The sequence below is a fragment of the Rhodoferax sp. GW821-FHT02C08 genome (assembly GCF_059421805.1).
The window spans coordinates 16,933-29,819 of record NZ_JBWKVR010000035.1 but is presented as its reverse complement, the minus strand read 5'-3'; the positions used below and the strand labels follow the sequence as shown (position 1 = coordinate 29,819).

At 59.9% G+C, this 12,887-nt stretch carries 8 protein-coding genes; 6 read left to right on the top strand and 2 right to left on the bottom strand.

Annotation, left to right across the window (positions count from 1 at the left end; translation table 11 throughout):
- The 5 genes from AC07VY_RS25145 to AC07VY_RS25125 all read left to right on the top strand — a co-directional run.
- On the top strand, positions 1-766 hold a 766-nt coding region (locus AC07VY_RS25145), incomplete at its 5' end, for a calcium-binding protein (protein WP_495099886.1).
- Positions 767-912: 146 nt separating this feature from the next.
- The gene (locus AC07VY_RS25140) at positions 913-3,201 is read left to right on the top strand and encodes a type I secretion system permease/ATPase (protein WP_495099902.1); all 2,289 of its coding nucleotides are present in this window, start codon (positions 913-915) and stop codon (positions 3,199-3,201) included.
- Positions 3,198-4,556 carry an HlyD family type I secretion periplasmic adaptor subunit gene (locus AC07VY_RS25135; RefSeq protein WP_495099887.1) on the top strand — a complete coding sequence of 453 codons (1,359 nt, stop codon included), beginning with the start codon at positions 3,198-3,200 and terminating at the stop codon, positions 4,554-4,556. The genes AC07VY_RS25140 and AC07VY_RS25135 overlap by 4 nt, the downstream gene beginning before the upstream one ends.
- Before the next feature lie 97 nt (positions 4,557-4,653).
- Positions 4,654-6,144, top strand: a complete 1,491-nt coding sequence (locus AC07VY_RS25130) for a TolC family protein (RefSeq protein WP_495099888.1) — start codon at positions 4,654-4,656, stop codon at positions 6,142-6,144.
- Positions 6,145-6,330: 186 nt separating this feature from the next.
- Positions 6,331-8,256, top strand: coding sequence for a hypothetical protein (locus tag AC07VY_RS25125; protein ID WP_495099889.1), 1,926 nt, complete (start codon positions 6,331-6,333; stop codon positions 8,254-8,256).
- Between the two features lie 443 nt (positions 8,257-8,699).
- Here the strand turns inward: AC07VY_RS25125 and AC07VY_RS25120 are convergent, their stop codons facing one another.
- The gene (locus AC07VY_RS25120; RefSeq protein WP_495099890.1) at positions 8,700-9,377 is read right to left on the bottom strand and encodes a hypothetical protein; all 678 of its coding nucleotides are present in this window, start codon (positions 9,375-9,377) and stop codon (positions 8,700-8,702) included.
- Between the two features lie 691 nt (positions 9,378-10,068).
- Here AC07VY_RS25120 and AC07VY_RS25115 point away from each other — a divergent pair.
- Complete coding sequence (locus tag AC07VY_RS25115; protein ID WP_495099891.1) at positions 10,069-11,154, top strand: TniQ family protein; 1,086 nt, start codon at positions 10,069-10,071, stop codon at positions 11,152-11,154.
- On the opposite strand, the gene AC07VY_RS25110 is transcribed toward AC07VY_RS25115, so the two are convergent.
- Positions 11,151-12,887: a TnsD family Tn7-like transposition protein gene (locus AC07VY_RS25110; RefSeq protein WP_495099892.1), complete on the bottom strand. Its 1,737-nt coding sequence runs from the start codon at positions 12,885-12,887 to the stop codon at positions 11,151-11,153. The two genes, AC07VY_RS25115 and AC07VY_RS25110, sit on opposite strands and share 4 nt — an antisense overlap.

The window sequence follows — 12,887 nt, the reverse complement described above, 5'->3', positions numbered from 1 at the left end:
CGACACCTACCTGTTTGGCAAAGGCGACGGCCAGGACACCATCCGCGACAGTGACACGTCCGAGAACAATCTGGACAAACTGATCTTCAAGGCGGGAGTGGCGGTATCTGACGTGAGCGTTGGCCGGGATGGCGATGCCCTAGTGCTCAAGATCAACGGCACGACCGACCAGATCCGGGTCGAAAGTTACTTTGCTGGCGACGCCACTGCGGGTTGGGTGATTGAGGAGATCCGCTTCACCGATGCACCGAGTACGGTGTGGACGGTCGACGACATGAAGGCAAAAACGCTGATAGGTGGAAGTGGGAATGACAGTTTGAACGGCTATTCCAGCGCAGACATCCTAAGCGGTGGCGCTGGCACAGATAGCTTGGCTGGTGGCCTGGGCAATGACACCTATTTGTTCGGCCTCGGCGACGGAGTTGACACAGTGACCGAGAACGATGCTACAGCTGGCAACACCGACGTAGCCCAGCTCGGCGCAGGCATTGCAGTGGACCAGCTATGGTTCTCCCAATCCGGTAACAACCTGGATGTGAGCATCCTCGGCACCACCGACAAGCTCACCATCAGCAACTGGTACCTGGGCAGCCAATACCACGTAGAGCAGTTCAAAACCAGCGATGGCCAGACCCTGCTCGACAGTCAGGTGCAGAACCTGGTCAGCGCCATGGCCAGCTTCGGTGTTCCGCCCTCCAGCCAAACCGCCTACACCACTGCAGAGAACAACGCTCTGCAGCCGGTGATCGCGGCGAACTGGCATTAAAACGGTATTCAGCCGCAGACGCTGATTCAGCCTTGTCCGCTTCGGGCTGCCTAAGGGTGGCCTGAAGCGGACTCGCGCTATGCGCCCTCTCGCCCTCCCAAGCTCCAATGTCCGACCCCCTGATTTCTTCTGCCTCGGCGGCCTCCATGTCCGCCGAAGCCTCTGCACCCGCGGTGTCTGATACGGCCTTGCTCTCACTGCTGATGATGGCCAGCTACCACGGCGTGGCCGCCGATGCGGACCAGCTCAAGCATGCGTTCGGTCAGGAGCTATTCACCACGCAAACCCTTTTGCTCGCAGCCAAGTCCCTAGGCTTGGCTGCCAAGCTGGTGCGTCAGCCACCCGAGCGCCTGGACCGGGCCGCACTTCCCGCGATTGCCATCGACCGTGAGGGCCAGTACTTCATCGTGGCCAAACTCGATACCAGCGATAAAGCCAACACCAAGCTGCTGTTGCAGCGCCCCGGCAAGCCACCTGAAGTTCTGGCCCTGGCCGACTTCCTGGCCATGTGGTCCGGAGAAATGGTGTTCCTCACCTCCAAAGCCAGCTACGCCGGCGAAGTCGCCAAGTTCGACTTCACCTGGTTCATCCCCGCCGTCGTCAAATACCGCCGGCTGCTGGGCGAGGTGTTGCTGATCTCCCTGGTACTGCAGCTCATCGGCCTGGCCACCCCCATGTTCTTCCAGGTGGTGATGGACAAGGTCCTGGTCAACCACGCCATGAAGACCCTGAACGTCATCGCCATCGGCCTGGTCTGCGCCACCATCTTCGAAGCCCTGCTTACCGGTATCCGTACCTATGTCTTCTCGCACACCAGCAGCAAAATGGATGTGGAGCTGGGTGCCCGGCTGTTCAAGCACCTGCTGAACCTGCCCATCAGCTACTTCCAGGCGCGCCGGGTCGGCGATTCGGTAGCCCGTATCCGCGAGCTGGAGAACATCCGCTCCTTCCTGACCGGCAATGCCATCACTCTGGTGCTGGACCTGCTGTTCTCCTTCATCTTCTTGGCCGTCATGCTCTGGTACAGCGTATGGCTCACCCTGGTAGTCGTTGCCTCCATCCCGCTGTACGTCGGCCTCTCCATGGTCTTCACCCCGGTCCTACGGGCGCGCCTGAACGACAAGTTCAACAAGAGCGCAGAAAACCAATCCTTCCTGGTCGAAACCCTCAGTGGCATCGACACCGTCAAGGCCATGGCGGTCGAACCCCGTTGGCAGCAGAAGTGGGAAAAGCAGCTCGCCTCCTACGTGGCTGCCGGCCTGTCCACCACCAACATCGCCACCGTCGCCAGTGGTGGCGTGACCCTGGTCAGCAAGCTGGTCACCGCCGCCATCATGTGGCTGGGTGCCAGCCTGGTCATCGACAACCAGCTCACCGTGGGCCAACTGATCGCCTTCAACATGCTCTCTGGCCAGGTGGCATCCCCCATCCTGCGCCTGGCCCAGTTGTGGAACGACTTCCAGCAGGTGGGTATCTCCATGGGCCGCCTGGGCGACATCCTCAACGCCCGCACCGAAGTGGTGGGCCAGAAAACCCGTATCCCCCGCATTGCCGGCGCCATCGAGTTCGACCAGGTCTCCTTCCGCTACCGGGCCGATGCCCCCGACGTATTGCGCAGCGTCCAGCTCAAGATCAACCCCGGCGAGGTCATCGGCATCGTCGGCCGCTCGGGCTCCGGTAAAAGTACCCTGACCAAGCTGGCCCAACGCCTGTACATCCCAGACCGTGGCCGGGTGCTGGTCGACGGCCAGGACATCGCCATCATCGACACCACCTCGCTGCGCCAGCAGATCGGCGTGGTCCTGCAAGAGAACACCCTGTTCACCCGCTCGGTGCGCGACAACATCGCCCTGGTCAACCCGGCCCTGCCGATCGAAGCCATCATCGAAGTCGCCAAGCTGGCCGGCGCCCACGAATTCATCTGCGAACTGCCCGAGGGCTACGACACGATGGTGGGCGAGCATGGCACCGGCCTCTCGGGTGGCCAGCGCCAGCGCATCGCCATTGCCCGGGCCCTGCTGAGCAACCCGCGCATTCTGATCTTCGACGAAGCCACCAGCGCGCTGGATTACGAGTCCGAGAAGATCATCCAGGACAATATGCGGCGCATCTGTGCCGGCCGCACCGTGCTCATCATCGCCCACCGCCTGTCGGCCGTGCGCGAGGCGAACCGCATCATCGTGATGGAGCGCGGCCAGATTGCCGAGATGGGCAGCCATGCCCAGCTGCTGCAGAACCCGCAAGGGATTTACAGCCACCTGTACCGCTTGCAGCAAGGTAACCAGACCCCAGAACCACATCCTGCGCCAGCGCCCGTATCCACACCAGCACCATCGACGCAGGGTGTGGTGGTGGCTAACGCTGTTACCACCCAGACCCCCAACGTTACCCACACCGTCCATTCCACCCACACCCCTCCCGAGGTGACGGTATGAGCCTAGGCCACCGCATAGGAGCCTACCAAGAGCTCATCCAGCGCTACGTCCTGACCTTCCGGCACTTCTGGCAGATCCGGGAATCCTTGGGCGGCGGCTTGCTCAACGAGCAGGAGGCCGAATTCCTGCCCGCGGCCCTGTCCCTGCAAGAGAAGCCCGTATCGTCCACGGCACGCCTGACCGGCCGCATCCTGATGGCCATTGTGGTCGTAGCACTGCTGTGGTCCATCCTGGGCCACATCGACATCGTCGTCAACGCCACCGGCAAGGTCATTCCTTCCGGCTATACCAAGACCATTGCCTCCGTGGACGTGGCCTCGGTACGGGCGGTGCATGTCAGGGAAGGCCAGCTGGTGAAGGCCGGTGACGTCCTGGTGGAACTGGACACCTCCGCCACCGATGCCGAGCATGACAAAGCCTCTGGCGATGCGGTGGCCTCCACCCTGCAGATGGCGCGGTCGCAGGCCATGGTCCAGGCCGTGGATGCCCATCTGCGCCAAGCTCCACAGCTGCCGCAGCTACCGTCACTGGCCAACCTCCCCGCCGACCAGGTCCAAGCAGCCCAGCGCCAGCTGGATGGCCAGTACCAGGACTTCCTGGCCAAACTCAACCGGCTAGACGGCGATATCAGCCACTTTGCCCAGGGCCTGCCCTTGGCAACCCAGCGTGCGAATGACTACAAGGCCCTGGCCCAGAACCACGATGTGTCCGAGCATGCCTGGCTGGAGAAAGAGCAGGCCCGTATCGACCTGGAAGGCCAGCTGCAGGATGCCCAGCACCAGCGTGCCGCCCTGATTGCCCAGACCCGCAAGGAAGCCCATGACGCACTTACCGAAGGCAGCCGCACGGCGGCCTCCAGCCAACAGGATGCCCGCCGCGCCGGCGAACACAGCAAACTACTGCGACTGACCGCGCCGGTGGACGGCACGGTGCAACAGCTGAATGTGCACACCGTCGGTGGTGTGGTACCTGCGGCCCAGCCCTTGATGCTGATCGTGCCACGCGCGACCCAGGTCGAGGTCGAAGCCTTTATGGAAAACAAGGATGTGGGCTTCGTACAGGAAGGCCAAACCGCCGAAGTCAAGATCGATGCCTTCGACTACACCAAGTACGGCACCATCCCGGGCCGGGTGACCCACGTCTCACGCGACGCCATCCAGGATGAGAAAAAAGGCCTGATCTATTCCGTCAAGGTCGCACTGGACCAGTCGTCCATGGACGTGGACGGCAAGGCCCTGGCCTTGGGTGCCGGTATGTCGGTGAATGTGGAGATCAAGACCGGCACCCGCCGGGTGATCGAGTACATCCTGTCGCCCCTGGTGCAGCACCAGCGTGAGGCCTTGCATGAGCGTTAAGCACGGTATTCCAATGGAGTTTGCGACCGGTAACCCTGATAGCTCCAATGGATCCCATGGAGCATGTGGAAAGACGGGCAAATGGACCACGGCCCCAGTGCTCCTGGGGTTGATTCTTTGCTGGTTCACCGGACCGTTGCAGGCCGGGGAGCTATGGGATCGGCTGGGTAAACGCTGGGACGATCCGCTGCTCACGCGCCCGCCCGTGCTGGATGCGGGCGCGGTCTTGCCCGGAGACAGCCGGCCCATACCCTGTGCAGAACTGGACATTGCCAACAGCGCAGCTACTAGCACCAGCAGCACCAACACCAAGGCCAACACCGTCACAATCACCACACTGAGTCTGGCCCAGGCTGTGGATATGGCTCTGTGCCACAACCCGCAGGTGCAGAGTGCCTGGGCGGCGATCAAACAGCAGGCGGCGGCACTCGGGGAGGCCCGGGCCGCCTACTTGCCCACCGCCAGCATGAGTGCCAGCCGCACCCGAGACAAGACCTGGATTCCCCATTCGGATCTACCGGGCGCCAAACTCCTGGGCGATTCGGTGTACGCCAGCCTTAGTTGGCGCCTGTTCGACTTTGGTACCCGCCAAGCCAATAACGCTGCGGCGCGCGCGCTGCTGGATGCGGCACTGGCCAGCCACGATGCGGTGCTGCAAAAGACCTTGGCGGGTGTCATCCAGGCCTACTTCGATGTGCAGACCGCCCAGGCCGCCTGGGTGGCCCGGCAAACCAATGAAGCTCTGGCCCGCCAGACACTGGAAGCCGCCCAGCGCCGCGAGAGCAAGGGGGCCGGGGCCCAGTCCGATACCTTGCAGGCCAGCACGGCACTGGCCAAAGCCTCCCTGGACAGAAGCCGGGCCCAGGGTGCCTATGCCAAGGCCCAATCGGTGCTGGTGTATGTGCTGGGGGTGGAGGCCATGCCAGCCAATACCCGCCTGGAATTGGCTGAAGAACTGGATTCGGGACCAAGCATGCACAACAGTCTGCGCCAGGACCTGGACAGCTGGTTGGAACAGGCCCAGGCCCAGCACCCGTCGATTGTGGCGGCCCGCGCCCAGTTGGCGGCGGCCGATGCCCGCGTTCTGGCAACCCGGGCCGAAGGGCGGCCCACCCTGGACGTGAGCAGCAACTTCTACCAGAACGGCCGGCCCAACCAAGGGCTGCCCAGCACCAGGACCCGTGAGAGCATGCTGGGGGTGACGCTGACCATTCCTTTGTTCGAAGGGTTTGCGCGGACCTACAAGGTGCGCGGTGCCCAGGCGCAGGCGGAGCAGAAGCAGGCCGACCTGCTGGATACGGAGCACCAGGTCCTGATGGAGCTAGTCAAAGCCCATGCAGATGCGATGTCGGCACTGGACGAGCTGGAGGCTTCGCGCCAATTGCTGGAAGCGGCGCAGGCGGCATTGGCTTCAGTGCAGCGCAAGTTTGACAAAGGAGCGGCGGATATTCTGGAGATTTTGAGCACGCAGGCGGCGTTGTCGGATGCGCAGCAGGAGCGGATACGGTGTCTGGCGGATTGGCGTGGGGCGCGGCTGCGTTTGGTGGCCAGTGCGGGGGGATTGGGAAGGCTGGGGGTGGCGGAGTGAGTTTGAGGAGATGGATTGCTTGTATCGGAATAGATGGCAAGGTTTGAATCGGAATCAGTGGCAAGGTGCGGATCGGAATCAGTGGCTTCTTTGCGTCGGATCGGGTGGCGTTTTTAGATCGGAATACGCAGTGCGCCACGGCTTACCTGCTAACCTCCTGTAAACCATCCAACGCCAAGGAAAAAAGTGGCCTTTGCTCCCCAGGACGAAACAAGTGAAATCAGTGTAGAAAAGCTTTTCTCAAAGTTTGAGCTGCAGCCAGATCCAGTCGTCGACGGAAAAATCGAGTTATTGCCACTGCATGATCGCCTCACGCCAGAAAATTTCGAGCGACTGATCGCAAGACTGGCCGATCCGGCCGATGGGAAATCGATTCGGGCCTTCCGCTACGGCAAGTCGGGCAGTACGCAGGGCGGCGTTGATGTCATGGTCATCGATTCGACAACTCGCAAGTGCGACTATTACGAAGGCAAGCGGTGGGCGCATATCTCAAGGGGGGATATCTCCGCTTGGGTCAAAAAATTCATATTCGGGCCGCACGCTGCCGACGCTCGCAAGTTCGTGGTGTGCACGACGTTCAACGTTTTCGAAGTAACCGAACTGGCCTTGGAGTGGAAGGAGTGTACAAAGCTGCTCGCCGAACATAAGATCGATGGCGACCTGTGGGATGGTGCGAAGATCCACGGACTACTGCGCCGTCGACACCCGATCGTGAGCGAGCTATTCGGGAACGACATCGCCGACCGGTATTGCGTGCCGGACTTCAAAGCACCTTCGGAGCCACTCGAGCGTACATTCGAGGCAATGCGTGTTGGGGACTTCGGGCGGACTTTATCGCTTCAGAACGTCAGCATCGCATGTGAAGTGCTGATGCCTAATGAAGATGAGATTAGCACAGGAGCGATTTTATCCTTCGCGCGTCGCGACCTATCGGGCATTTCGATCTCGATATCGAGCAAACAGCTGGTTCATTGGATGCAGTGGCGCGCGCACGCACGAGCTGACGAGACGCGTCCATACGCAGTTCCAAAGGTAGGAGATACAAGCAAAGTCGTATTAATGGCGAACTCGGCCAGATTGATCCTTAATCAAGAGGAAATCCGCCACCTGGATTGGGTGCTGCACACCGCCTGGGACTCGTTCTACAAGACCGCTATGAAGCAACTCACGCGCTATCGGTGCGGCCGCTTTAAGAGGCTGCAGGGCAGCACCGGGCCATATGTACTGGCCTCTGTGGAGCGTTCGATGTGGCGAGCAATGCTCGAATTCGCCCTTCAACATGATGTCGCCAACGGCAGTAGCCCTTGGCACATTTTCGATGGCGCGCCAGGCTGCCTGAAGGTCTACACACAAAGAATAACCGACAGACTTGACGCTGGGTATCACGCGATCATGTATGCCTACGGCGCGGAAAGCATCTGGTTGCCCTGGGAGACCAGCGTCGCCATTGGGTGGGAGATCCCCACGAATTTCGGGGCAGCCGTGAACTTATCAGCTCGCACCATCTGGGACGCCGAGTTCACTCACGACTGGCTACTCGAAGAATTTATTCCACAGGTTCTTCGCTGGAAGAATGGCGGACGGCAGGGGCAACCAAACAAGCCGGTCTTCTGGAGAAAGAGTGCTACTCGTTCGGTTCAGCATCGGGCCGTTGACGTCTCCAGTGTCGCTTCGTCTTCGGCCATTGGACTTAGCCTGCGCACCGTTCCGGAAGACTTCGACGGGTTGCGCGCGTGTGTCGAAGCTTTGCAATCGCACTTTAACGGTCGCCGCTCAGACGTTGAGATTGAGCCATATTTGGCGAAGGCAGTGCTTACAGCGATCGACCGCGCACTGACATTTGTGCAGCTGCCTTACGAAGGCTACCTTCGCGGCGTTCTGAGCATTCCTCCTGAAGAAGACCTTGTCAAGGCTGTTCGCGCGCGCTCTCGAGCTGACAATGCGGCGAACTCTCAAGCAGCAATGGACTTTAGGCTGCGTGGACTATTGGAGGTGATGGATGCGGTGCATGTAGCACCAGCCGGCGAATGGCGCAGTATCGCAGCCGTTCTGCAGTCGGTGCTTGATCGCTATAACGAAGACGTAGTCTGCGATTTATTCACTGCGGAGTAGCTGCGTCAAAGTCACACTCCTGCGAGAGTTGATTGCCGTTGCTCTAAGTGCTGAACGTTGAGTCAACCTCCTGAGGGGCCGCGACGACGTACGCCGCCGTGATCGCCGCTCTTGAGCGAGACGTTCCCCAGAACGGATGAGCCGACAGAGGGCCCGCGTCCTCCTGATCCCCGGCTGCCCGGGAAAGTAGCACGAAGGAATCAGAAAATTGGTCGACGCCGGGCAAGTCTCTCTTGACCGTGCCACCCCACGCTTCCTCAAGTGATCTCATCGCCAATTGAGATTGGGCCTGCAGCGCCGCAACAAAAGCGACGTCCAGTAGATGAAGAGCGCGCACAACTGCGGTTGATGTCTATGTTCCTACTGCCTGTGAGCGACGCAAAGTGACGGTTGCGATCGCAATGGGAGCTTCGCGATTACAAGCAGTATGTTGAAGCGTATTTTCAGGAATTCCCCCGAATCAGTCGAGCCATATTCATGCGCCTTGTCCTCTCGCCTAGGCTTGACACACCATCCCGCAGCCACAGGTCGCGGGTATATTCGTAGCCAGGAAAAACGTCAGCCAAGGTCACTTCCCGCTTCATCAGCCTCTTCGCCAGATAAGCCAGCTTACGCACGTCCTGCACGTCTCGCACTTCGATAGGGACACATAGCTTCATATCAATGCGGTCCGGCAACCATCGAACTGCCATGGACGGGCGAATCACATGATCAATACCGACCGTCCGCAGCCTATCTTCGATGGCATGGACGCCATCGAAATACGCGACCAGCCGATCGGTTAAGGCGCTCGACTTGGGATCAGCAGGCCCTGTACTGGAATGACTAGCTTTCCTCCGTGTCCGGCCACGTCCATCGAGAAATGGGGATACTTCCGTAAAAGGTCCGGCCTCTAAAAACGCTAACGCTTCCACTGCTTCCGAGTAAGCCATACGCGGATGTGTCCATCGGACCAAAACTCGCCGTCCCCCGACAATGAATCCTACGTCGCTCCACCATGTCAACGGGCGCGTTTTCGGATAATCATTTGGAATGAACAACCCATCCTGCAGCAGCCAAGGATTGCTTTGGTGATACTGCTGCATCAGTGCGTGCATCCGCTCCATCTGTCTGTTTTTCATAGGCTCCCCTGGTCAACGGGTCTTGCAATTCAAGATGTACGCTAACGCTTTGACAGTCCTCGGTCAACGCTCTGGATTCCGAACGACCTTTGCTATAGCTGGGAGCGCTCGATTTAGGCCAGCCAAAGTCCACGCGGAAAAAACTGCATATGACGATGCGACGAGCTTCTCTCATGCCGTTGCGATATGCGTGTCGGAATTTTCAATTCGTGACATCCCGCAACATTGGGGACACGCGCCCGACACCAACCCACGCTAGCTGCCCCCCTGCGTCGGTCTTGCACAGTGGCTCAACAACAAAGATTGACATTTTTAATGCATTTATGCATTAATTGCGTATGCCAACGCAATCTAATCACCGAACGAACGAACTACTGAAGAAGGAACTTCGTCGACAAAGAGTATCCCAAGAGTCGTTAGCATTGAAGATGCGCGCGAGTCAGTCGCAGGTGAGCCGCATCTTGTCCGGGAAGACCTCCTCCGCGTCAAAGCTAGCACGGGACATAGAAAACTATGTATTTATGCAAAGCAATTTATCAATGCGCGCCCGCCTTGCATCGAACGAGGACCTGATGAGCGCGCTAGAAGTTGCCTGGGACGGAACGCCAGCCCACGCAAGGGCTTTGGCAGCAGTCATCCGCAGCTTGACGCTGCTGGCCCCGAGTGACCCTCCAACGGAGAACATCAAAGCATGAGTTACGTTGTCATTCCTCACCCGCAACCGGACGAGTTGCTTGAAGGGCTCCTTGGTCGCATGGCCGCCGCCAACGGTTGCACCTCCGTCGACAACCTGATTGATGGCCTTCAAAATGCCCAGCAACAGGAAAACGAAGGCAAGCCCTTGTGGATCATTGCGACGGCATTTGACACAACCGTCGCCGACCTTCAACGACGTTTCACGACCGTGCCAGCACTACGTGCGTTCACGACCGAAGCAAAGCAGCGGACGCCAATCTGGGGAGGCGCCGATGGCAGCCTCCACATATCCGGGCTTTCCCGGCGCTCCTCTACAGAAGCCTTGACGTGCATGACCTGTGTGCAGCGGGATATCGCTTCGGGCAAGCAAAGTTACTGGCGGCGCTCAAACCATCTTCCCGGCGTCGACTGGTGCATTGAGCACGCGACCCCACTAATCCGATTCGAGTGCGAGGCCTTCGCCATGCCACCAAGTGAGGCAATCAAGCGACTGGAAGGTCACAGCTTCGAATGTCCATGGAACAACGCGCCCACATCGGTACTCGGGCGTTACGCAGGTCTGTTGGCGCAGTGGTTGCAGCAGCCCACTTCGATGAGCTGCAAGGCCTTGAATCGCGTCGCTCAAGAAGGCTGCCGCCGACGCGACCTCCGAACCGGACAGGTAGGTAAGCGTCCGGTGATCAGCGATCGGGCCAAGGAGATCGTTCCACGCGGCTGGCTCAAGAAGTACTTACCCGCATTGCTATCGAAGGAGCGAGAGGCATTCTTTGCTAGGTTGGACGGCATCAGCAAAGACAAACACGTAGCATACGCCAGTGCAAACTGCGCGCTCGCACTCGCGGTTTTGTTCGACTCTGTTGAGGAAGTTGCCGCTTTGTTCACGGCAGAACAAGCACAGCTCGATAGCCAGACTAATGGCAGCGACGCGATGCTGGCGGCTCGAAAGGCTTTTGTGAGCGGTCAGAGCTTGAGCTCCGCATGCAACATGCACGGTATCCCGATCGACCAGTTCGAGCAATGGCTGAGGGCAGCAGCGAAGGGCTGGAAAGACTTGCGGCTGACGGCCCCTGTGCCAGCTTAGAAGAGTTGCTCGGGGTCCGAGCGCAGCGTGGTTCCCAGCACTGACTGGAGCACCAACAACGTGCGCGGCCATGCCTGCGGTCGACGTAGAACCCGCTTCAAGCCGGGCGCCAACAGAGTCCAATGCTCCGGGTTGAGCAGATCTGCCTCACTTGACACAGCGCGTGCCATGACAGCCGCCCGCAACGCACGCGCATACCGATCATCTGCCCGCTCTATACGCACGGTAGCGTGGTTGGCATCTCGGCGCCGGTCAGTGAAGTTAGAACTTTGCAGCTTGAGCCACTCGCGATCGTTGCGATACAGCCAAGCATACGCCGCCGGCTCTGCTCGACGGGCGGCTGCCACGCCAAGCATAGGGACCGCACGAGCAACGGCCATCCAAGCTGCGCGAGCGTTGTCACGCGCCCGACTCGTGCGGACCTGATGCCAACGCGCCTGCAGTCCAGGCACCTGCCTAAGTAGCTTGGTGACCGTAACCTGGGATGTTCTTAGCCAGGCCGCAACAACAGCTTTGTCCTGGCCTGCAAGCAAATGTTGGATGGCGACGGCCCGTCTCTTCTCGTCGACAACCTTCGGCCGCCGTGGCGTTTCAAAACCGGCTCTTGCTGCCCATGCAGCGACGGTCGATGGATCGACGCCGTAGCGCCTTGCCAGTGCCGTCGCGGATGCCCTACCCGACAGCAAATCTGCAGCGTCTTGCTGGGTCAATCCGCCCCTCTCTCGGGAGGCAGAGCGTTCCGCATGCGATATCTGGGAGAGGATTGCTGGGGCACGCGAACGGTCATACTCTCCTATAAATACGGCCAGGTCATCGAATACCAACGACAACCAGACCAAGTAGCGCAACGGCTGGGTCAACGACCTCCCGGCGACAATCCTCGACAACTGAGCCTGCGCGACTTTGACGTCCATCTGCATGGCAAATGGCGGCAAGCGGGCCATGACGGCGGTGTGCAACCGTAGATCACTTTCGAACTTTTGCCAGGCAATGCGGCGCGACGAAGACACCCAGCCGCGACGGCGCATACCCTCCAGAACGGCTTGCGAGATCGCATCAACATCCGCGAGACGTCCTGGCACCAGAGTACACAGGTCGATCCCAAAAGCCGCGAGTATCTGCAGCTGTCTTATCGTTCGACTGTCATTGCCACCGCCCCACCACTGCACCAAGCCTGCATCCATCGGCAGCACGAACTGAAAGCGTGCTCGCTGATCCAGCTTGACAGGTGATATCAACAAAGGATCGCCGTGGATCGGACAGACCCAAACAGCAGGCCACTGGTGCATGCGCCGCCAGTAAGCCACGGCATGCTGTCGGCGATCCTCGCCTATGCATGCTGGACAGGCCTTCAGCGGATGCGCTGCACCCAACCCACTGGTCAGCAGCCCCAGCAGGAACTTGAGGCTGCCAATGCCGTCACCGTACATACTCAGAACGGCCCGGTCGTATAGATCAGTACACCGAAAAGGACCATAGAACGGCAGGAGCGTCCGATCATTGGCCAGCGCTTGCACCGTTCCAAGACTCCCTGCAGAGCGCGCTACCAACGCTTCTAACCCTGCCGGGAAGTCGTGCGCCGTGCCATGCCGCCGCCGCCCAAACAACTGGAGGCAGGTTGCAGAGGCAATACCGTTGGAACTCAGCAGGTGGTAACGACTGCACCAACTGAACAAGGTTTCGTCCGGGAGCCAGGGTACGCGCTCCCCGATAGGCCAATGGGCTTGCAGCAC

Bases quoted from the DNA above. Each gene is read 5' to 3' on its own strand.
- AC07VY_RS25140 (WP_495099902.1), top strand. From the start codon at position 913: ATGTCCGCCGAAGCCTCTGCACCCGCGGTGTCTGATACGGCCTTGCTC.
- AC07VY_RS25135 (WP_495099887.1), top strand. From the start codon at position 3,198: ATGAGCCTAGGCCACCGCATAGGAGCCTACCAAGAGCTCATCCAGCGC.
- AC07VY_RS25120 (WP_495099890.1), bottom strand. From the start codon at position 9,377: ATGAAAAACAGACAGATGGAGCGGATGCACGCACTGATGCAGCAGTAT.
- AC07VY_RS25115 (WP_495099891.1), top strand. From the start codon at position 10,069: ATGAGTTACGTTGTCATTCCTCACCCGCAACCGGACGAGTTGCTTGAA.